Below are 21,334 nucleotides of genomic sequence, written 5' to 3'. Positions count from 1 at the left end.
TTACCCTATGTCTTTCAGATCGAAGTGGCCGTTTTCCAGATCCACGTCGGTACGGAACAGAAACTCCAGCGGATAGGGCACGCACCACAGGCGGCCCTTGATTTCGATCGACAGCACGTTGTGCAGCTCCAGCGAGCCGGTGTCCGAAATGCAGCGCACCTGCAACCCGTCGGGCAGAATGCGCGGCTCGAAATGGAGGATGGAATCGGTCAGCGCGCGCTGAATGTCCAGCCATTCGATGTCCGACATGCGCTTGCCCGCCAGCGAGGCGATGCCGTAATTCAGGGTGGAACGCCGCACCTGCGGAAAATCGCCGAGATCCAGATTGGATTCGCTGTTGACGCAGTTGAACAGCCACTGCAAATCGCGCAATACCCGGCGGCGCAGCTCGCTGTGCGACACCAGGTTGCGCACCTGCGCCTCCTGCTTTTTCTGCGGTTCGTCGTCGGTCAGCATATCGAGCAGCACCGGCTGCATTTTGTCGCGTGAAGTCAGGCGTTCGCTGTCCTGACGAGAGCGATAGCCCTGGCGGCGCAGATCGCCGCCGTCATAGTGGGGGGGGCGCTTGTCGTTCATGGTCAGGCGCTCGCGTCGAAGCTCAACTGCCGCAGGCTGTGCAGCGGGAATTCGTCGCTTTCGCTGAGCCAGGTCTTCAGGCCCAGCCCCGCATAGTGGGCGCCGTCGCCCAGCGGTTGCCATTCGGTGCGTTTGCCGAGCAGCAGCGCGTCGTCGCTGCCTTCGGGCAGCGGGTAACGGGCGGGCAGTTGGCATACCTGTTCGCGGCCATCGGTCAGGCGCACCAGCGCATGGCTCCACACCAGATCGATGGCGCTCTGTGGCGCCTGGAACTGGATCGCGGCGATGTCGGCAAACGGCACCCAGTAGTAAACACCGTTGAGCGCCAGCTCGCACACCGGCCCGAGGCGGCCGTCACCGTCGGTCAGCCAGTCGAAACTCAGCTGCCGCTCTTGGTCGCCTTCGGCCAACATTAACCGCCCGGCGCCGGCCGGGGCGGCCTCCAGCGCCTCATCGCGCAGCGTCTGGGCCTGCTCGGCCGCCCCTTGCGCATCCTGATGCAGCGCCTGCACCATCAGTTTCAGCCAGGGATGCGCCTGCCGCAGCAGCGTCGGCGCGGCCGTGCCGGCGAATACTGCCTGGCGTTGCAGCTCGGCGTTGACCGACTGCATCAGCAGCAAGGTGGTTGGTTGGGCGATCGGTTTCAGCGCCTGCCAGGATTTCAACTGCGCGTTGGCGCGCGTCCAGTTGCCGCTCAGACACAGCAGTTGCACCAGCGCGGCGCGCAGGTCGGCATCCGCCGGTTTTGCCTTGATATCGTTCTCGACGGCGGTGATGGCCGCGGCGATCGACTGGCCTTGCAGCATGCTTGCTAATGATTTCACAGGCTTTCCTTATAATCAGTGAGTGGCGCCGTTAACCGACAGGTAGCTGCCGCTGGCGGGATCGACCCGGTCTGCGGCCAACTGTTCCACCAGCTTGAAGGTCAGCGGGGCGGCGGCGCTCAGCAGCGGCTGCCAGGCGGTTTGCGCCTGCTGCACGCGCTGTTTGATCTTGGTCTCGTCGGCGGCGTCGACACGCGGCATTTCAACGATCGCTTCACCGTTGAACGCCCAGGCGTGCAACTGCGGTTCGAAGGTCAGCAGCAGGAAGCTGCCCGGCGCCTGCGGGTTGCCGCCTAAAATGAGCCGTTGGGCGTTGGCGCTGACGACGGTCAGCGCACGATCGCCGTCGTTGATCTTCGCCAGCGGGTAACCTTGCAGGAACCACAGCGTCGGCGAGAGGGTTTGCCCGCCGTGTTGCAGCGTGACCGCGCCGCTGCCTTGCAGCCAGCCGTCCTCGCCGCAGCGCAGCGCGTCGCCGGCGGGAATGAACAGCGCGCCGCCGGTGGCTTCGTCACCCCAGAAGGTGCGGAAGTGGCAGCCCTGCGGCAGGCTAAAACGCTGTGGCGGTGCGGTGTCCGCCTGCGCAGAGGTGACGGCCACCGCCGCAGGAATGGTCGGCGGCGGCGGGGTTTGCGGCTGCTCGGCGGTCTCTTGTTTGACCACCGGTTTCCAGCCGCGCGCTTTGGCGGCTTCGCCGGTCGCCAGCTTCTCACCGCGCTTGTCGGTCAGCGTCCAGGGCAGATGACCGGCTTTTGGGCACTGCTTTTCCAGCAGATTGCCGACGCGGGGCAGAAAGTCGTTCAACACGGCCGGATCTTTGCCTTGCGCTGAGACGATGCGCAGCGGGATGCTTTTGCCGCACCAGCTTTCCGGATTGCTGTTCTTGACGTCATCAATAAACACTTCCAGCTTCTGGCTGGGGGAGTAAACCAGGCGATAGTTCATCGCCTGCGCGGTCGGTACCGCCATCAGGGCGACGAGCCCCGGCATCCAGTATTTCATAGTGAACCTTGCTGTGAATGTGCGCCGACTCAGTCGCGGATGAGAAACCGTTCCGCATCCGCCAGCGAATGCAGCAGGGTGGTTTCCTGCGGTGAGCCAATCCAGACGGCGATAGCGCTGTAGTTATCGCTGTTATTGTTTTTCTTCCATGCCTGCTGCATCAGGGCGATCCACTCGCTGGGGGAGTTGACCATGTGCAGCGACTGTTCCAGTTCGGCCTGGCTGAAGCTGTGCCAGAAGCCGTCGGTGCACAGCAGGAAAACGTCGCCGTCTTCCAGCTGCAGCACGTCGCTGTAGGTGGCGTCGCGCTCTTCGTTGAGCCCCAGCGCGAAATACAGCAGGTTGCTGTTGATGCCGTTGGTCTGATAACCGGCGTCCTGCATCTGTTGGATCAGGCTGTGGTCGGTGGTGACGGCATGCAGGTAGCCGCGGCGGAACAGGTACAGGCGGCTGTCGCCGGCGTGCGCCCAGTAGGCCAGCTGGTAATCGCGATCGATAAACAGACTGACCAGCGTGGTGCCCATCTTGCTGTATTCGTCCGACTGCCGCTGCTGCTGGTGGATGGCGGCATTGGCGCGCGTAATGTGCTGACGAATGCTCTGGGCGTTAAGGTGCTTTTCGCCGTCGAAGTTTTGCAAAATGGTGTCGCGCGCCAGTTTGGCGGCGATATCGCCGCCCGGAAAGCCGGCGATGCCGTCGCACACCACGAAGCAGGCGGCGCGGTTGCCGAGCACCTCGCCGGTCTGATCCTGGTTGGAGGCGCGGCCGCCCTGATTGGAGGTAGAGGCTATGGTGATATTCATTACGCGTCCGGTTTGGTCTGTGAGTCTTTGTATTGATTCACTTCAACGTCATAGGCGTGCAGGAAGGCTTCGCCGAACAGGGTGTGGAAATCGTCCTCGATCTCGCCGGAGGTTTGCTGATAGTTCTTCACAAAGTAGTCCCACAGCGCGGCCTTGCGGTTGGCGGGCAGCGACAGACGCGGCGCCACGCCTTCCTTGCGCGCTTCCTCTTCGAGGCGCTCCGGGTTGAACGACTGCAGCATGGCGGCGATGATGGCGCGAATGCCGGCGATCATCCCCAGCTGGTGCGCCTGCAGGTCGATCAGCGCATCGCGCACCGCCTGTTCCGGCGGCATAAAGCCCGGCATCTGGCTGCCGAACATCTGCATCAGCACCGTTTTCCCCGAAGGCAGCAGTTTGAACGGGTTGTTGGCCTCGTCGAGGATCATGGTCATCTCAGCCTTCACGCCGCGCTTGAGGATCGAGCGGGATGAGAGCAGGGCGACGGTGCCTTGCGAGAACAGGCTCAGCAGGCGGCCGGCCTGGCGGATCTGTTGTTCGTCGAAATGCGGCTGCGGCTGCAGATCGTCGAGACCGAGGCCTTGCAACAGCGCCGTCAGCAGCGGCCCCTCCAAGGTGTCGCCATTCGGCGCGGCGGCGTGCTGCCGCTGGGCGGACTGGTAGGCGACCGGATCGATGCCCAAGCGGTTGCCCTGGCGCGGGCGCGGAGGTTGCGCAGGCGGTTCCTGCTGGCTGAACTGCGGTGCGGGTTGGGGCTGCGGCTCGGGTCTCTGCACCGGCGGCGGCGTCGGTTGAGGGCGCGGCGCTTGCGGTTGTGCGGCGATCGGCGCCGGTGGTGGGGACGGCGGTTGTGCCGGTTCCTCCGGCTGAGCCAGCGGCACGGCGCCGCCCATCAACAGCCCCAGCGGGTCGTTGCTGTTTAACGTCTCTGGCGAAGCGGGCGCGGATGAACCGCCGAACAGCGCCAGCGGATCCAGCTCTTGTTCCGGTTGCTGCGCATTCTGGACGGGGGGAGCCGGGCGCGGTGGCGCAGCCTGCTCCGCCAGCAGCGCGCTGGGGGTGGTGTCGGCCAGGATATGCTCACGCTCAAAAGTGGAGTCGGTGTTGAATAGGGCGGCCGGATCGGTTTGCTGTTGCTGCAATTGGCGCAGATCGACATCGCCCGCCAGCTGCGCCAGCGGATCGGCCGGGTTCAGCTCGCGAGCGGGGGTATCCAGCAGCGGATGGCTGTCTGGATTGGCTACCGGCGGCGGTGTGACGGCGGCCGACGCATTCGGCGTAAATTCTTCCACCAGGCTGTCCCAGATTTCGTTGGGGATCGGCGCGGCGGATTTTTCTTTGGCGGCGGCTGCAGGGGCCGCAGCAGCGGCAACGGCCTTGGCCACCGGTTGAGCCTGCGGCGCGGCGTGCTGTTGCAGCGCGCTGACTTCAATCTGGTAATCGTCGATGCCGAGCACGTCGCCATCCTGCAGTTCAACCTGGCGGCCACGCTCCAGCGGAATATCGTTCAGCAGCACGCGGGTGACGTTGCCGCGATTGGTGATGCGGCATTCGCCGTCAGAGGAAATGTGCACGATCGCCTGCAGACGGGAAATGGCGCGCTCTTCGTCCGGCAGCACCAGGTTGTTGTCCACGCTACGGCCGATGGTGCCGCCCGGCGGCAGAAAATCGCAACTGCTTTGCGGCGGAACCTGGCCGCTTTTATTTTTTACAATGGAAAATCGCATAAGGCATTCCTGCTGATTAGATCTTATGGCCAGACAGTGAAACTCGATAACTGGATGAGTTTGACTTGATTTCTTTCCTAAGAGAGAGCTTTGAATGTGAGTGACTAAATTCTTTGGCTAACGCATTATATGGTCGAAAACTTCAATGTAATAACGTGAGGCTGTATATGTCAGGAGATGTCTTTGCTATTATTCGCATTATTCTTAGTCTTTCTTTTGTAATAGAGGTTAGTTGGTAATTGAGACAGGTAAGTAAGGGCGAATATAATACTGGCGTACCACACCTCATCATAGTCTTGAAATTTTATATTGAGAATTGGATCCAGTATCTCAGAACCATAGTTAAATACTAAACCTTGGATGATGCTTGCAAATAAATTTACTGTGGTAGCTATCACAAAAAGGGAATAGGATTTTCTATTGTTGGTTTTTTGTTTTAGGTGATAAAGCCCGACAAATACTAAGACTGACAGGAAAAAGTATAAAAACACAAATGAGTAAGAGTAGGTGGAAAGCGTGACGTCATCGATCACTGTTTTGTTTCCTCATCGATTAATTTGTAAATTCCATAGCCAGTTATGGCATTGGAAAAAACCTCTGCGCCTAATGGAACCGTGCCAAGTTTTTTCCATCCAATAATATAATCGCTGTTTATGTGTTTAAACAACCGCCAAGAGTCAGGTCTTAATGACTTGCTAAATATACCGTACCCGGATAGTGATATGTCAACGGAACTATAAACGATGTCAGCTTCATTTTTATTATAACCTAGATAGTTAGCCGCGTAGTGGTATGCCTCTCTTATACTGCCAACCTTATCTTTTCTGAAAAGTAAATAATAGCCACTTTCGTAAACATTATTTGCTCCTTGAGCCATTAACGGTACGCCAATGCCCCCGCAGGCCATGCCTGCAGAAAGTGCACAGGTTCCGATTCCGGCAAATATCTGAGAGCCGCCGCTGACAAAACCAACTTGTTTCATCACCAGGTTTGAAAATCTTTCTCTTTTTTCTTTTTTTATTGCGACAAAGAGCTTGGCTTTACCTGTATTAATGTTGAATTCTTGTTGTTTGAGGTTGTTGATTTCCTCTTCAATTATACTGATTGCCCCAGCGTAGGATGTGCAGTGTATACTGATATCCCTTTGTGCAAACTGAATAAGTTGGTCTATTTCCAGTGAGAAATTAGCTCTTGATTCGTTGGTGTATAGATACTGTCGTGAAAACGTTCTTGATAGTTTTTTTAGTTCATCGACAGATCTATCCAGATCTGCTTTTGTTTTGTATTGCATCAGGATTCCTTTCCTATTTTTCTAAACTAACATTTATTATATGTAAGGATGCGTATTTATTATCAGTTGTCGTCTTTCCCTTGGTACTTCTTGATGATGGCTTGCAACGCTTGGCTATGTACAAGATCGATGCACTTGGCCATCGTCATCGGCTCCCCAGACATGCTGTCATAGGGCTTTGCCAGAAATTCTTTTGCCAGCGCCCTGACGGCGGTATGCGCCTCCAGAGAATAATCGCCGAACTCCATGTAACCCCGAGCAGCGGCTGCGGCATCGTTTTTGACTTCTTTTGCTGAGTACCCCTCGGCGATACAGACGCTAAGCGCGTAGTTTTTGAGGTACTCAGCAGGGGAATAGTCAATTTCTGTCGCTGCATTGACGTTCAACGTTGCGGCGATGGCCACAGTCAGTGAGATTTTTTTCACTGGTTATTTCCGAGGAGGATTTTCATTTACTCTGTCCGGATTGTCTTTCACCCAATTATCATTAGGGCGCTGCACATAATCTTTCGCAAGTTTGTCAAGCTCTTTACTATGGTACATATCCATGCACTTCATTAAGTCTAAACGGCTTTTCCCATCCTTAGCATTGTAATTCTTTTGCAAATACTGCTTTGTCAGCTTGATGATAGGGGATTCTTCATCACGAATTGCATAGTATGACCAAGCATCGATACCATTCGATGAGGCAATTGCATCTTTGCTAGCCTCTGGTGATGTCTTATAAGCGACGGAAATGCAGTAGGTTAGAGCAATATCCTTGTAGTTTTGCAAATAGCTTCTGTATGCCGCTTGCGGCGGCCAATTTTCAATCGACTCTTCTTGATTTTTCTGCGCTATAGCACAAGTGGCATATAGACAAAAAAAGGAGATAAGGATTTTTTTCATCTCAACACTCCAAAATCCGTATGGTTTGTGCAGAGTAATACATAACCAGCGCATGAGTATCTCAATGCTTGATGGCTAATACCCAGTGAAAATAATTAATAAAACTCTAATTTTCTTAAGTTGATGGTTTTATAAAATTGCAACTTACAATATTAATTATTAATTAGAGTAACGTTCGAAGATGGCTTTAGCCTCACTGGAACTCTGCAGCGAAAGGCAATCTAAAGTATGATAACTTCCTTTAACTGATCCTTGACTATTTTTATTTGCGTACTGTTCAGCCAGTTTTTCGCCTTGTTCGAATGCATCCATGGGGAGTTTACTGAATTCTAAATAGGCGGAAGCGGAACGGAAGGCATCTTGCTTGGTTTTTTCTGAGTCAGTAGATTTCCCAATGCAGCGGCTAATCAGCCAATTTTCATAAATTTCGCTTTGAGGTAAGTTTTCTATTTTTATATCTTCCGCCAGCAACATAGGAGAAACGAGAAGAAGAGCAAGGGCGATGTGGGTAGTCTTCATTTTAATATCCAAAGTGATGCGACTTCAGGAACAAAAGATCCATTCTCAGGATCCCCCATGAAATGACAAGAGTCAGAGCAAATGTCACCGTTCCATAATGTGACATGTCCTCTGGCATTTCGCCAGCCATTTCCTTGTATAACCATTATCCCTTTTTTACCTGAGAATTTAGCTGGGGTAGGGGATTTCACCGTGATATCAGGCTTGCCGAAGTTCTTTTCTAAAAAGAGAATCATATCGTTAACACGATAAAGATACCATTTTTTATCTTTACCAGACACAGTCGCATAACCGGAGTTAGAGGGAATTGGTATGCCTGTATAGTTGAGTACATAACTCATTCGTATAGGACAAGCATTTTCAAAAATACCGTTTTCAATATTGCTTTCTACTTTTCCACCAATCAATGCACCCACTTTTTTTACATTGATATTGACTTCAGAAAAACGAATCCATGCGGGTCCAAATAGAGGTTTTTTCATCCTGACTCTCCATTGTATCCATGTTATGAACCCCCGGCCGTAGCCGGGGGCAGACAAATTAAGCTTCGCGGTTTTCCTTGATGTTCCAACCTGCGCTGCTTTCGGCGCCTTTGCCGCCTTTGTCGCTCTGCTCCCAGTACTGCTGTTTCACTTTCGCCGCCTGGAAGGAGTAGGTGACGCCCACGGTGTCTTCGCCGCCTGCACCGGTGTACTGCACGGCGGTGACCAGCACGTCTTCCAGGGTGATTTTTGCGTATTCAACCTGGGTGCCGCCCGCCTTGCAAACCGACAGCTCAATCTTGGTCAGGTGTTTGCCGCTTGAGCAGTGTTTCAGCAAGGCCGGGGTTGACTTGTCGATCAGCGCGTTGACGTGCAGATCGTTGAAGCACACTTTACCGGCGCCACCGCCGCCGCCAACGCCCATATTGCCTGGTTGAGAGGCGCCCCAGGAGAAAGAAGTAATGTCGGTCCAGCCTTTGTGATTCGAATCTTTGGATTCGCCGCTGGCACCTTCAACTTTCAGGAACATATCAATAGCCATAGTTTCTTCACTCTTTATTAAGGGTTAACAGTAGTATTAACGTTACGTTGAAAAACTCAGGTAATAGCAGCAGGAATTGCAAGTGTGGTAATGCATTACCAATTTATATCCTTGTGCCATGCACCTTCTTAAATACCGAAAACTATCGGTACGGGTTACCGAGCCACTATTAAGTGCTAATGGCTCAATGCTTAATTATTTCGCGTTATCTTGGTTCCACATGCGATCCGGGTTTTCTGCGATAGGCTGACGATGAGGTTAATGTATCAGCCAGGCCGCGCGATCGCGGCCTGACTCCAGTCCATCAGGACGCGTCGTTTTGCTTCAGCGAAGGCAGCTTCGACACCAGGCGCAGGGAGACGGTCAGGCCTTCCAGCTGGTAGTGCGGGCGCAGGAAGAACTTGGCGCTGTAGTAGCCCGGGTTGTCTTCGATCTCTTCCACCTGCACTTCCGCCGCGGCCAGCGGTTTGCGCGACTTGGTTTCCTGCGATGAGTTGGCCGGATCGCCGTCCACGTAGTTCATGATCCAGTCATTCAGCCAGCGCTCCATATCGTCGCGCTCGCGGAAGGAGCCAATTTTGTCACGCACGATGCACTTCAGATAGTGCGCGAAGCGGCAGCAGGCGAACAGGTATGGCAGGCGCGCGGAAAGCTGGGCGTTGGCAGAGGCGTCGGCGTCGTAGTATTCCGCCGGCTTCTGCAGCGACTGCGCGCCGATAAAGGCGGCGAAGTCGGAGTTTTTGCGGTGCACCAGCGGCATAAAGCCGTTTTTGGCCAGCTCGGCTTCGCGACGATCGCTGATGGCGATCTCGGTCGGGCACTTCATGTCCACGCCGCCGTCGTCGCTCGGGAAGGTATGGCACGGCAGGTTCTCCACCGCGCCGCCGGATTCCACTCCGCGAATGGCGGTGCACCAACCGAACTCTTTGAACGAACGGTTGATGTTGGCGGCCATGGCGTAGGCGGCGTTGGTCCAGGTGTAGTTGCCGTGGGTCGCGCCGTCGGTATCTTCTTCGAAGTCAAACTCGTCCACCGGATTGGTGCGGATGCCATACGGCAGGCGCGCCAGGAAGCGCGGCATCACCAGGCCCAGGTAGCGCGCGTCTTCCGATTCGCGCAGGCTGCGCCAGGCGGCGTATTCGGTGTTCTGGAAAATCTTGGTCAGATCGCGCGGGTTGGAGAGCTCCTGCCAGGACTCCATCTGCATCACGCTTGGCGCAGTGCCGGCGATGAACGGGCAGTGCGAGGCGGCGCCGATCTTGGCCATTTCACCCAGCAGCTCCACGTCCTGCGGGCTGTGATCGAAGTAGTAGTCGCCCACCAGGCAGCCGAAGGGCTCGCCGCCGAACTGGCCATACTCTTCTTCGTAGATTTTCTTGAAGATCGGGCTCTGATCCCAGCCGACGCCTTTATAACGCTTCAGCGTGCGGCCCAGCTCCTGCTTGGAAATGCTCATGAAACGGATCTTCAGCATCTCGTCGGTTTCAGAGTTGTTGACCAGGTAGTGCAGGCCGTGCCACGCGCCTTCCAGCTTCTGGAAATCGTCGTGGTGTATGATCTGGTTGATCTGCTGCGACAGCTTTTCGTCGATTTCCGCGATCAGCGCCTGGATGGTGCGGTAGGCGTCGGAAGAAACGGTGACGGTATTTTCCAGCGCCTGCTGCGCCAGAGTTTTCACCGCGTTCTCAACCGCTTCTTTGGCCTGATCGGTCTTCGGCCGGAACTCTTTGTTCAACAGCGCGCTGAACTCATCGCTGGAAAAAGTCTCGGTGGTTTGCAACGCATTCTGTTGCTGAGGCGAGTTGCTCATCGATTAATCCTCACGCTCGTTGTTGTCATCGTTAACCGCCGGCTTCGGCGCGTCGGTCAGGGATTTCAGCAGCGCCGGGTTTTGCAGGATCTTGGAGATCAGCTCCTCGGCGCCGTTTTTACCGTCCATGTAGGACAGCAGGTTGGAAAGCTGGGTGCGGGCGTCCAGCAGATTGTCCAGCGCGTCGACCTTGCGGGCGATAGCGGCGGGGGAGAAGTCTTCCATGCTTTCGAAGGTCAGATCGATGTTCAGCTTGCCTTCGCCGGTCAGGGTATTGTCAACCTGATAAGCGACGCGCGGCTTCAGCGATTTCATGCGCTCGTCGAAGTTGTCGACGTCGATTTCCATGAACTTGCGCTCCTCCACGCTGGCTTGCGGATCGACCGCTTTCCCCACCAGATCCGCCATCACGCCCATCACGAACGGCAGCTGGATTTTGCGCTCTGCGCCATAAATTTCGACATCGTATTCAATCTGTACGCGCGGCGCGCGGTTGCGGGCGATGAATTTCTGCCCGCTGCGGGATTTCGAGTTTGACATGATTTACTCCATCTAATGGCGATTGGGAACGCGCCTCGTCCGGCTGGGAGAGTCAGGTTCTGATTCGGGTCTGCGCAGGGGCAGACGGTATCGGGTGTCGTCAAGAGAACAAAAGTCGGCGGCTAGCTGTTCTCCTCGTTGTCGGGGCGACCGAGAATGGTCTCCAGTTGGTTAAGCCCATCGGGCGCCAAATCGCGGACGATTTGCATAAAGTCCAGCGTAATCAGTCGCTGTACCCGATCGATCATCAGCGGCGCCGGGTGGCTTGGCTCATGAAGACGAAAATAGTTTTTCACCTTGTCCAGCATCAGTTGGGCGTCATCGCGCGACTGGATCTGCGCGCTGCGCCAGTTGAGTGGGGCAGAGGCGCTTTGCACGGCGGCCGGTGGCTGCTCAGCGGCGGTTTCCTGTGTGGCGTCCGCTTCGGTGGCGGCCGGGGCCTCACTCTGGCCGGCAAGCGCCACCAGCGAAAAGACCTTGGTCAGCGCGCTCATTTCCGGCAGCGCGCTTTCACCCAGATGGCGGGTGACTTCGCTGCGAATGGCGGCCAGGGTGTTGGCGATATGCATCACCAGCGCGCCTTCGGGGCGATCCTGTTGCGCCAGCTCATCCTGCAGCCGTGCGCGGCCGCCGGGAAAGTTGGGGCACTCTTGCTTGCTGCCGTCGAGCAGGGCGCCGGCATCGCGCAGCGAGATTTCACCGGCGGCGCTTTTCAGCAGCGGCGCGGCGCGCACGCTGGCGGCCAGCGCGGCCTTGTCGCCAAGGTCGGCCAGCGCGTTGATGCGAAACAGCGGGTCGGCCTCACCGTCGAACTCCAGCGGCGGCTGCAGGGCATCCCAGTAGCGGAGTATCGCCTGGTGGATCAGCGTCAGCCCGTCGGCATAGCCCGGCAATCCGCGCAGCTGGGTCCAGGCGCGGGTGAGATACAGCATGACGCGCAGGTCTTTGGTGCGCGCCAGCAGCGAGCTTGCGAGACGCTCGACCTGCACCCAATCCGGCGCCTCTTCCGGAATGATGGTGCTGCCGAATTGCTGTTCGGCTTTGCCGGTGGCGGCGCGCGCCATGGCCAGAAAGTCGGCGTCGTATTCCAGGTTGTCGCCGCAGGGCGTGTCCGCGTCAACCGGGGCCAGCAGGGTATCGGTGTCGATAGCCATAAGATTTCCTTCAACGAGCGATGTTAATCAAACATTTGCGGGTACTGGCCGCCGCGGCCTGGGCGCGCCCAGCCGTTGGGTTCGAACAGCAATGAAAACAGCTGCACGGTGAGGTTGCCGCTGTGCACGTGGGTGTAGAGCGGGTGCCCGTCGGCCTGATTGGTCCACCAAAAGCTGGTGTACTGCGCCGGATCGAAACAGTCGGCGGCCTGCTGCCAGCCGAGGCCCGGTACGTCCGGATGCTGGAAACCGATAATCGACAAGATCTCGGAGTCCGCTTCCGCCGGCGGGCTGGGCAGCGCCGGGATCGCCTGCAGCGTGCGGTCGATCTGTTCGGCGGAGAAGCCGTTGCGCACGCCGTTCAGCAGGGTATGGCCGAGCTGTTGGTACCAGCTCGCCGCCATGTTCAGCTGTTGCGGGCGCCAATCCTGTTGGCTGAACAGGCGCAGCGCGCAGATGGGGTAACGCCGCCCGACGCGGTCGCGTGCCGGCAACAGGCAGCCCATCTGCACGTACTGGCTGCCGAGCGTGGCGGGGATCACGAAGTTCCACACCGGCGCGTTGCTGAACGGGTGATCGTTTGGCCCCTGCGCATCGCGCTGCAAATTCACCAGCCCGTTATGGAACCAGTGGGCCCAGTTGTTGACCACCGGGTCAGGCAAACGGCGTTGCAGGAAGTCACCGGCGGAAGGAAGTTTGCCGTACCAGCCGATGCTCGTCGGGGCGCTTGAATCAGTGCTCATGGTCATGTCCTTTCGGGGCTACGGGCACGAGAAGGCCGGCAGTTGGAACGGATTGCGAATGCTGTTGGGCGTGAACTCCAGCGTGACGCGGTGGCCGTCGAGATTGAACGTCGCCTGACGGCCGAGGCCGCCGGTGCCCGAAGACTGCGCCATATCCACCAGGCGGTTCAGCGCCCACGGCCCGCTGGTCACCAGACTGGCGGTGGTGCCGTTGGCCAGCGCCAGCTGCAGATGCACCTGGTTGGTATTGCGGGTGCCCGGCCAGCTGACCACCAGCGGCACCTGCGGGCCGTGGCTGTATTTGAACAGCTGCCCGTCGATATCCAGCGTCAGGTTGAGGATGTCGTTATCCATCCGCACCGGCCGCACGGTCACGCGGTAAGAGGGCGTCGCCGTGCCGTTGGCGAAAAAGGCGTCGCGGATGCGCTGCGCCTGCTGGAACGACCGCAGGATGCCTTCGCCGCCGGGCAGCGTCTTGCCGTCCACGCCGGGCGTGAAACGCCAGTTGGCGCGGGTGGTATCGACCTTGCCCTGCAGGTTGTCGCGGAAGAAGCTGTCCATCAGCCCGCTGTTCGGCGCGAACATGCGCGCCAAATCGTCCGGCGTCACTTCCTGGCGCGCCCGGGCCACCAACGGATAACGCCCGGCGATCGCCTGGCGGCAGAAGCTGCCGACCTCGAAGCTGATGCGCTTTTTCACGTTCTCCATCTCTTTGCGCTGGGTGTCGCTGCTGGCGCCGATCGCCAGCGACAGCAGCATCTGTTTGAACGGCACCGGCAAGCGGCCGGATTCGGCCTGCAGGCGCGGGATGATGTCGCTCGGCGGCGCCGACATGCCGCTGTTGGCCGCGCCTTGCACCGCCGTCAGGTAGCTGTACAGCTCATCGACCTGTTTCAGCACGCTGTCGAAAGGGATCGCCTTATTGCCTTCGCCCTGGCTTTGCGCCAGCTCAAGCAGCGGCGCGAAGTGCGCCATCACCAGCTGTTCCGGCTGGGCCGACACGTCGCCGTCGGCGTTGGCCGGCCGGTTGGTGAACAGCGCCTCCAGCGTGCGGTTGGCGTTTTGATTCAGCTTGTCTTCGGTTTTGGCCAGCAGCGAGCGGGAATCGGCGTCGCTTTTCTCGTCGCGCAGGGTGACGTTTTTGCTGACGTTAACCAGCAGATTGCGCATCGGCGACGGATTGCCGGACAGCAGGCGCGCGCTGCTGATGCGCTGGGTCAGGTTGCCGATGTTGGCCAGTTGGATATCGCCCAGCAGCTCATCCCAGGCGCTGATAAAGTCCTGCATGTACAGCTGGCGGATGGTCTTGGTCAGATCGGCGCTTTTCTGCTCCGGCGTCTGGCTGTTCAACACCCAGACGTCTTCCTTGCGCAGGGTATCGGTCACCGGATCGATGTTGTCGTTGAACGCTTTCCAATACCCCTGCGAGGTGAACAGGCCCGGCACGCCGTCGGTCACCGGTTTGCCGCTTTTGCGGCTGAACGCCAGTTCGGTCTGCGGACCGGCCAAATCGACCAGGCTGACCGGCTTGATGTCGGTCTGTTTCAGCAGCAGACGCTTAAGGCGGCCGTAGACGCGTTGCGACAGCGGCGCCCGATTGAGCGCGGCCTGCGCCTGCGCCACCAACGGCTCGTCTTTGGCGTAAGGCGAGGCCTGGATCTGCGTATCCAGCAGTTGGCTCAGGTGCCATTCGATCTGCTGCAGCTGTTTTTGGGTGCTGCCCTGCGGCAGGTTGCGCTGCAGGTTGAGCATCACCCAGGCGCGCAGGAATTTGCCGTCGTACTGCTTCGGCAGATACAGCATCTGGTAGGCCTTCAGCGCTTCATAGCTGAAGTCCGCGTCGCCGTGGTTATCGTTGCGCAGCGTGGCGGCGATCTGTTGTGCCACCTGCGGCAGCAGCAGTTCTTTCAGCGCTTTTTGGTACAGGGCATTGCCGGCGTCGCCGACCTGATCGCCGCGGAACAATCCCATGCGATAGGTGAACGGCGGATCGTCCAGCGAAAAGTTCTGGCTGTCCGGCAGATGCAGCAGGCTGTTGAGGAACGGCAGCAGCGAGAACATATCGCCGTTGCCCAACTGGGTCAGGCTTTGCCCCTGGCGCTCGACGCCGGGCACCTTGGCGGCCACTTCCGCCAGATAGGCCTTGTTGTTGCCGTAGCTGGTGAACCACAACATCGCCAGCACCGCCAGGATCACCGCCAGCGCGATGTACCCCGCCCAGTGCAGGGCGCGGTTGCGGTATTCCCACCAGCGGTTGCTGCCCGCCAGCCCGGACTCCTGGAAGACCACCGATTCCAGCGTCTCTTTCAGGAAGAAGCTCTGGCCTTTGGCTGCCGGGATCGGCGTTTCCTGGCCCACGCTGTCCCAGGCCGCGTTGGCCTGCGCCCCTGAATTGGCCGGCGGCAGCTGCAGGTAGCGGTTCAGTTCGCCCATCACCCGGTCAAACGGCAGACCTTCCTGAGTGCCGCTGGTGAAGTAGATGCCGCGTGGGGTAAAGCGGGTTTCAAAACTGGAGGTGGCGAACACCTGTTCCAGATATTGGCCGAGCAGCGGGCGCAGCGCGGCGAACTCCTGCGGGAACAGGTAGCTTTCGGCGCGTTGGCGCGCGTCGTGCTCCATCAGCAGCGTATCCGGCAGCGCCGCATCCAGCCGTTGTTGCAGCAGGGCGTATTGTTGTTCGAAGGCGGCGTTCAGGTTGAAGTCCGGCTGCCGCGAGCGCTCGTAAGGGAAGGTGAATCCCCAGATCTGGTCGCGCTGCGCTTTGTCGAAGCTGCCGAAATAGGCCATAAAGCCGTTGAGCAGGTCGGTTTTGGTCACCAGCACATAGACCGGGAAGTGAATGCCCAGCTGTTCGTGCAGTTCTATCAGGCGTTTGCGCAGCGCGCTGGCCTGCGCGGCGCGCGCTTCCGCGCTGTCGCTCAGCAGATCGGCGACGCTGATGGTGACCATCACGCCGTTGATCGGCTGGCGGGTGCGATATTTTTTCAGCAGCGCGACGAAGCTTTGCCATTCGCCGGCGTCTTCTTCGCGCTGGCTTTCCTGGGTGGTGTAGCGGCCGGCGGTGTCGAGCAGCACCGCGTCGTTGGTAAACCACCAGTCGCAGTTGCGGGTGCCGCCCACGCCGCGCAGCGCGGACTTGCCGAAGCGATCCGCCAGCGGAAAATGCAGGCCGGAGTTGACCAGCGCGGTAGTTTTACCGGCGCCGGGCGCGCCGATGATCACATACCACGGCAGCTGATACAGATATTGGCGGCTGAAGCGGGTCATCCAGCGATGTTTGCCGTCGCCCTGGCCCGGGGCGAAGCGCGCCTTTTTCAACAGCTGCGCCGCTTCGTCGAAACGCTGGGCCAGCGGATCGTCTGGTTTGATCTCGGGCTTGCCGTCTTCCGCCGGCACCGCTTCGGCGGCGCGCAGGTTGCTCAGCAGGCGGCTGTTGAACCAGGCGCTGTAGAGGCGCGGGATCAGGCGGCACAGGAACCAAATCAGGTAGATAGTGCCGATGGCGATCTGGCGGTTGAGTTCCGGCTCCAGCGGGCGATAGTCACCGATGGCGACCAGCGGGCCGATCGTCCAGATGATGAACGCCAGCGCGGTGATGCCGACAAAGCCCCACAGCAGGCGGCTGGTGATGATGGAGAATAACGTACTGAGCATTACTTTCCGGTTCCTTGCGGCAAGCCGTTGATTTCCGCCTGGGTGTTTTCCGGGGCGACCAACAGCGTAATTTCTACCCGGCGGTTCAACGCGCGGTTCACTTTGTTATCGTTCGGCGCGACGGGGTTGCTCTCGCCGCGGCCCTCGGCCTTGACCCGCTGCGGGTTGGCGAGGTGTTTTTGCAAGCGGGCGCTGACCGCTTCGGCGCGCGCCAGCGACAGCTCCCAGTTGGAGGCGAAGCGGGCGCTGCGGATCGGCACGTTGTCGCTGTAGCCGGTGACCAGGATTTTGCCGCTGACGCCGTTCATGGCGGCGGCGATGCGGTCGATGACCGGAATATAGTTGGCGCGCACCGTGGTGGCGGCGGAGTCGAACAGCCCGTCGCCTTTGAGGATCACCACGCTTTGCTGCGCTTCGTCGCGCACCACCACCAATCCTTCGGCGATCTCCTTGCGCAGGAAACTTTTCAGGCTCAGCGTCGGCGGCGCGGCCGGCGCCGGATTACCGATCGCCACCTGCGGCAGGTTGGTTTGGTAAATCGCCGCCAGCACCGGGCTGGTGTTGTCGCCCAGCCGCCAGTTGAGGGCGATAAACAGCAGCGAAGCCAGGAAGCCGGTCAGCGCCACGCAGGCCCACAGCGGCACCAGCGGACGCCACAGTTTCTGTTGTACCGGCAGATCCAACGCATGAGGCGACAGGGGCGGGGCGTAGCCGCCGCGCACCGACCGAATCAGCTGCAGCAGGCGCTGCTTCATGGTTTCCAACTGCGAGCGGCCGTTTTCCATCACCCGGTAGCGGCCTTCAAAGCCCAGCAGCAGGCAATAATTGATCAGCTCCAGCAGATTGATGTGCTCGCGCGGGCTCTGCGACAGCTTGGCCAGCAGCTGGAAGAACTTCTCGCCGCCCCAGGTTTCGTTATGGAAGGTCACCAGCAGCCCGCTGCCGGACCACACGCTGTTGCTGCCCCACGGGGTCAGCGCCGCCGCTTCATCCAGCGCGGTGCACAGACAATAACGCGCGCCGATGATCACTTCGTACGGCAGGTTGGCGCGTTGGCCGCGGATCTCGAAGCGGCGCATTTCGTCGATCAGCTGTTGGCGCAGCTGCGCCGGGTTGGCGTGCGTGGCCGATTGGCGGATCTGCGAAATGGCGTTCAGCAGCGGGTTGGCGGCGTCCACCAGCGGGTTGGCCGCCGGCGCCATGCTATTTTCCTGAGTCATAGGTTACCGGTCCGTATGGCTGCGAATCGCCCAAAATTCCATGTCCAGCCCCGGGAATTCGCCGGCCAGGTGCAGGGCGAAGGCGCTGGATTTTTCCATCTGTTTCCACAGGTCGCCGCCTTTTTCCAGCTCGAAATAGGTGTAGCCGGCGTGATAAGGGATCTGGCGCGGCGCGACGGGCATGGTGCGCAGACCGATGCCCGGCAGCTGCAGCTGCACCAGATCGCGGATGCGCGTGACCGGGGCGATCTTCATCTGCGCCGGGAAGTGGGTCAGCAACACCTCGGCGGCCACGTCGGCACGCACCGCCAGCACGAAGCCGAAGTCGCGCATCATTTTGGCGTCTTGCACGGTGGCGACGTTCAGCCCGTGGGAGCGCTCGACCAGCGTCAGCTGAATGGCGTTGTCCTCCAGCACCACCGACAGGCCCTGACGCAGCAACAGCATCAGCTTGCCGAAGCACAGCGCCAGATTGTCGTGGTCATACACCGGCAGGCGGCCTTCCGGGGTGCGCTGCGCCGAGAAGCTGGCGAGTTCGGTGGCGAATTGCAGCCAATCGGCGAACAGGCGCTCCGGGTGCAGATGGTCGAGGTGGTAGGCATGGCTCACCTGACCGAGATGGCGGTTGATCAGCTGCAGCAGCATGAAATCGACCATTTCGGAACTGCCGCCGCGGCCCGGTTGCAGCAGGCGTTGACTCATCTGCTGGCTGCGCTGTTGCAGCAACCCCTGCAGATCGTTGATGAAGGTCTTCAGTACCGGGTTGCCCTGACAGTTCAGCATCGGCGGGATTTGCGCCGTATCGAGACGCAGGCTGTTGTCGCCGCGCTTTTCCAGCACGCGGGTGACGCCGAGCGCCGTCCATTCGGCGTTCAGCTCGCTCTCCAGCATCAGCCGCAGGCGCAGGCGACCGAATTGCAAGGCCGCACTGCCCACCGAGACGGCGTTGAGATCGTCGACTTCGGTCTCATAAGCCAGATAGCGCGCCAGCGCTTCCGGGCTTTCCTGAAAGATCACGTCTTCACGCCCCGCGCGATAGGTCGGCAGAGCCAGCACCACGTTTTCACCGGTCTTGTTGTCGGCGATGGCCAGCGGCGCGGGCGCCTGCTGGGCGCCGGAGAAGCGAAACGGCGTGCCGTCGGGCATGATGCCGCTGGCGGCGTTGAGCGCGATCTTGCCCTGGCGCAGCAGCGTTTGGTCCAGATCCAGGGTGAGAAAGCCCCAGAAACAGCCGCTGTGGGCCTGGCCCCAGTTGCGCATATAGCCTTCGAGATAGTTTTCCGCCTGCTGGAAATGGTGAGGGCGCAAAAACATCCCCTCAGTCCAGACAACCTTATGAGCATCTTTCATCATCACACCTATAGTTACTTCGCTTCAGCGCAGCGGTAGGTCAGTCGACCTTTTTTACGGGGCGCAGGCCACTCACGCCCGCGACGATATGCGCTTCCAGCTCATCCGGCGAGAATTGCCATACCTTGTAGAAATTGGTTTCGGTGGGTTCCGGCAGCGGCAGTGAAATGCGCCAGGTCTTGCCGTCCAGATTTTGATATTCGGCGATCACGCCGATGTAACGTGCGTCCAATGTGCTTTGCCCACCGAGCTTTTTGCCGGTCTGGCCCGGCGTCAGGAAGAACTGATCGCTGTCCAGCAGGCTGTTGCCGAGCACGCTTTTGGCGTCGTTTTGCAGACTGAAAAAGTCGGCTTCCATGAATTCCGCATCCGAGCGCAGCAGCAGCACGCGAATTTTGATCGGCGCCGGTTGCGCGCCGGCGGCGGCGTTGACCTGGCGGTCAGCGTCGAAGACCAGGCTGTAACGCGCCGGCACGCTTTTCGCGGAAGACATGCAGCCGCCGAGCGCCAGCGCGCCCAGCAGCAGAAACAGCATCCCGCACCAGCGGGAAGCGATAGGGGTCGTCGTCATGGGAATCTCGTCGCCCGCAGGCGTGCTGACTACTGGAGGATCCAGGTGGCTGAGCCGGCGTTTTTGCACGCCTTGCTGTCGCCGCCGACTTTAACGCAGTCCTGCTTGGCGGCGCGCGCGCGGCGCGGCAGATCTTTGCGCAGCGTCGCTTTGTAGCGCGCTTCCGGCACGCCGGCGTTGGCCTGGATATACCCCACCAGATCGCCGCCGCGGATGGCGGAGATCGCCAGCCAGTTGTTTTCCACTTCGCCCAGCGCGTAGAACGCGGCGGCATTGTCCAGGCTACCGACGGCGGTGCCGGTATAATTCGGGCTGCTCATGATGCTGGCGGCGTACAGGCTGCGGTACTCCTCACCGATCGGTTTGAACTGTTTCGGTGCGCTCACCGCGGCGCGGTGCTTTAACGTGACGCCGTTGACTTCACTGCTGACGATGGCGTCGTTATTGAGCGCCGGCGGCGGTGGCAGTGGGGTGGAGCAACCGGCAAGCGTCAGGGCGGTCAACAACGTCAGGGTAATCCGTGTTTTCACAATGTCCTCTTTTTCTTGATTGAATGGCTGTGTAATAAAGCGCCGTCATCAGGGCGCAAGCAGCAACACTTTTAATTGGCTCGGCACGATGCGCATGCCGAGCGCGTTGGTGGAGTTCTGCAGGCTGAGGCTGGTCAGCCGGGTGGCCGGGGTGCCTTTGAGCAGCACGGTAAAGGCGCCGGTCAGGTGGCGGGACGGCCCCATCACCGTGCCGGAAGCGACGCCGGTGGCCACGCCGGGGTTGTCGCCGTTGGTCAGGGGCGTCACCGTCGCCATGTTGTGCGCCGGGGTGCCGACGAACAGAATGTTGAACGCGTTCGGGATGGCGGTCGGCGCCAGGGCGATATCCGGGTAGGGAATGGGCACCGGCGCCGGGCTTGGCGTCAGACAGACGTCGGGAAACGCCAGGTCCACGCCGATCATTTGGCTGTTGGCAAACATAAAAGGCCTCCGCAAGGTTATCCGACGTGGATCTGTTCCGAATCCAGCTTGGTGATGTCTTTCGAGGTAATCAGCGTGTTGCGAGCATGAATGCGGGCGTAATCTTCCGCCTGATAATCCAGCTGCCCGGCGCGCACGTGCTCGGTCTGGCGCACTTTGCGAAACAGCGAGTGGCTGATCTGGCTGACCGAATGCCACAGTGACTCGCAGCGTTTGCCGACCAGGCGGCTGATGCTGACGAAAGCCGAGAGCTCTTCGCCGCTGTATTTCATCTTGTCGACGTGGCAGTCGCCGCTGTTCGCTTGCAGGGTCATGGCGTCGCCGCTCAGGTTCAGCGCCTGCGCGCCGTGCAGCGACAGCGAGCCGTGCAGCGTTTCAATGTGCAGATCGCCTTCGACGCTCAGCCGCGCCGCGTTTTGCGGTTCCGCGCGCTCGAGGACGGCGATCGCCCACAGCTGGTGGCCGCAACCGGCGACCAGCACGCTATCGCCGAGGGCCGGCGTCAGCAGGCAGCTGGCCGCACGGCGGCAATGCCAGCCGCGGCCTTCACATTCCACCACCAGGCTGCCGTCCGGCAACAGGTTGACGACCTGGCCGGCGGCCTGTTGGGGCGGCGCGATGTTGACGGCGCGAGTAGTGTTGACAACGCTCATGGTGATCCCCTCGTGA

At 59.4% G+C, this 21,334-nt stretch carries 22 protein-coding genes; all 22 read right to left on the bottom strand.

From position 1 onward, the window contains the following. The 22 genes from EDY99_RS12045 to EDY99_RS11935 all read right to left on the bottom strand — a co-directional run bounded on the left by EDY99_RS12045 (nt 1) and on the right by EDY99_RS11935 (nt 21,318). Nucleotides 1-576 (bottom strand): type VI secretion system baseplate subunit TssE, encoded by a 576-nt coding sequence (locus tag EDY99_RS12045; RefSeq protein WP_033643562.1) that lies wholly within the window; start codon nt 574-576, stop codon nt 1-3. A gap of 2 nt (nt 577-578) precedes the next feature. Further along, nucleotides 579-1,400 (bottom strand): type VI secretion system accessory protein TagJ, encoded by an 822-nt coding sequence (locus EDY99_RS12040; RefSeq protein ID WP_033643561.1) that lies wholly within the window; start codon nt 1,398-1,400, stop codon nt 579-581. A gap of 15 nt (nt 1,401-1,415) precedes the next feature. After that, on the bottom strand, nt 1,416-2,402 hold the full coding sequence (locus EDY99_RS12035; protein ID WP_123061780.1) for a type VI secretion system-associated protein: 987 nt from the start codon (nt 2,400-2,402) through the stop codon (nt 1,416-1,418). Between the two features lie 29 nt (nt 2,403-2,431). Further along, nucleotides 2,432-3,205 carry a PP2C family serine/threonine-protein phosphatase gene (locus EDY99_RS12030; protein WP_033643559.1) on the bottom strand — a complete coding sequence of 258 codons (774 nt, stop codon included), beginning with the start codon at nt 3,203-3,205 and terminating at the stop codon, nt 2,432-2,434. After that, the gene (tagH, locus tag EDY99_RS12025) at nt 3,205-4,932 is read right to left on the bottom strand and encodes a type VI secretion system-associated FHA domain protein TagH (protein WP_060660569.1); all 1,728 of its coding nucleotides are present in this window, start codon (nt 4,930-4,932) and stop codon (nt 3,205-3,207) included. The genes EDY99_RS12030 and tagH overlap by 1 nt, the downstream gene beginning before the upstream one ends. 529 nt (nt 4,933-5,461) lie before the next feature. Beyond that, a complete protein-coding gene (locus EDY99_RS12015) occupies nt 5,462-6,223 on the bottom strand; it encodes a DUF4225 domain-containing protein (protein ID WP_123061779.1) in 762 nt (253 codons plus the stop codon). A gap of 62 nt (nt 6,224-6,285) precedes the next feature. Further along, nucleotides 6,286-6,639 carry a T6SS amidase immunity protein Tai4 family protein gene (locus EDY99_RS12010; protein ID WP_050594451.1) on the bottom strand — a complete coding sequence of 118 codons (354 nt, stop codon included), beginning with the start codon at nt 6,637-6,639 and terminating at the stop codon, nt 6,286-6,288. Between the two features lie 12 nt (nt 6,640-6,651). Next, nucleotides 6,652-7,110 (bottom strand): T6SS amidase immunity protein Tai4 family protein, encoded by a 459-nt coding sequence (locus EDY99_RS12005; protein WP_060660571.1) that lies wholly within the window; start codon nt 7,108-7,110, stop codon nt 6,652-6,654. Between the two features lie 159 nt (nt 7,111-7,269). Further along, a complete protein-coding gene (locus tag EDY99_RS12000; RefSeq protein ID WP_033643555.1) occupies nt 7,270-7,629 on the bottom strand; it encodes a T6SS amidase immunity protein Tai4 family protein in 360 nt (119 codons plus the stop codon). After that, entirely contained in the window at nt 7,626-8,111 is a 486-nt protein-coding gene (locus EDY99_RS11995; RefSeq protein ID WP_071796739.1) for a type VI secretion system amidase effector protein Tae4, read from the bottom strand. Before EDY99_RS11995 ends, EDY99_RS12000 begins: the two co-directional genes overlap by 4 nt. Before the next feature lie 58 nt (nt 8,112-8,169). Then, nucleotides 8,170-8,652 carry a type VI secretion system tube protein Hcp gene (locus tag EDY99_RS11990; protein WP_004934962.1) on the bottom strand — a complete coding sequence of 161 codons (483 nt, stop codon included), beginning with the start codon at nt 8,650-8,652 and terminating at the stop codon, nt 8,170-8,172. Between the two features lie 304 nt (nt 8,653-8,956). Further along, nucleotides 8,957-10,462: a type VI secretion system contractile sheath large subunit gene (gene tssC, locus EDY99_RS11985; RefSeq protein ID WP_004934958.1), complete on the bottom strand. Its 1,506-nt coding sequence runs from the start codon at nt 10,460-10,462 to the stop codon at nt 8,957-8,959. Nucleotides 10,463-10,465: 3 nt separating this feature from the next. After that, a complete protein-coding gene (gene tssB / locus EDY99_RS11980; protein ID WP_015378282.1) occupies nt 10,466-11,002 on the bottom strand; it encodes a type VI secretion system contractile sheath small subunit in 537 nt (178 codons plus the stop codon). Between the two features lie 122 nt (nt 11,003-11,124). Beyond that, complete coding sequence (tssA, locus tag EDY99_RS11975; protein ID WP_033643554.1) at nt 11,125-12,156, bottom strand: type VI secretion system protein TssA; 1,032 nt, start codon at nt 12,154-12,156, stop codon at nt 11,125-11,127. 23 nt (nt 12,157-12,179) lie between these two features. Beyond that, nucleotides 12,180-12,899, bottom strand: coding sequence for a type VI secretion system-associated protein TagF (tagF, locus tag EDY99_RS11970; RefSeq protein WP_033643553.1), 720 nt, complete (start codon nt 12,897-12,899; stop codon nt 12,180-12,182). 18 nt (nt 12,900-12,917) lie between these two features. Next, the gene (gene tssM / locus EDY99_RS11965) at nt 12,918-16,553 is read right to left on the bottom strand and encodes a type VI secretion system membrane subunit TssM (protein WP_123061778.1); all 3,636 of its coding nucleotides are present in this window, start codon (nt 16,551-16,553) and stop codon (nt 12,918-12,920) included. Next, nucleotides 16,553-17,755 (bottom strand): DotU family type VI secretion system protein, encoded by a 1,203-nt coding sequence (locus EDY99_RS11960; RefSeq protein WP_049272050.1) that lies wholly within the window; start codon nt 17,753-17,755, stop codon nt 16,553-16,555. Before EDY99_RS11960 ends, tssM begins: the two co-directional genes overlap by 1 nt. Nucleotides 17,756-17,776: 21 nt before the next feature. Further along, nucleotides 17,777-19,123, bottom strand: a complete 1,347-nt coding sequence (gene tssK, locus EDY99_RS11955; protein WP_033644304.1) for a type VI secretion system baseplate subunit TssK — start codon at nt 19,121-19,123, stop codon at nt 17,777-17,779. Nucleotides 19,124-19,163: 40 nt separating this feature from the next. Then, complete coding sequence (tssJ, locus tag EDY99_RS11950; RefSeq protein ID WP_033643551.1) at nt 19,164-19,694, bottom strand: type VI secretion system lipoprotein TssJ; 531 nt, start codon at nt 19,692-19,694, stop codon at nt 19,164-19,166. A gap of 29 nt (nt 19,695-19,723) precedes the next feature. Further along, a complete protein-coding gene (tagV, locus tag EDY99_RS11945; RefSeq protein ID WP_060660574.1) occupies nt 19,724-20,224 on the bottom strand; it encodes a type VI secretion system accessory protein TagV in 501 nt (166 codons plus the stop codon). 48 nt (nt 20,225-20,272) lie between these two features. Further along, nucleotides 20,273-20,665 (bottom strand): DUF4150 domain-containing protein, encoded by a 393-nt coding sequence (locus EDY99_RS11940; RefSeq protein WP_033643549.1) that lies wholly within the window; start codon nt 20,663-20,665, stop codon nt 20,273-20,275. Nucleotides 20,666-20,682: 17 nt separating this feature from the next. After that, the gene (locus EDY99_RS11935) at nt 20,683-21,318 is read right to left on the bottom strand and encodes a DUF3540 domain-containing protein (RefSeq protein WP_033650852.1); all 636 of its coding nucleotides are present in this window, start codon (nt 21,316-21,318) and stop codon (nt 20,683-20,685) included. Between the last annotated feature and the right edge of the window lie 16 nt (nt 21,319-21,334).

The sequence above is a fragment of the Serratia sp. LS-1 genome, assembly GCF_003719595.1.
Lineage (GTDB): Bacteria > Pseudomonadota > Gammaproteobacteria > Enterobacterales > Enterobacteriaceae > Serratia > Serratia ureilytica.
Note: the sequence above shows the minus strand (reverse complement) of the source record. Positions and strands in the feature narration are given on the sequence as shown.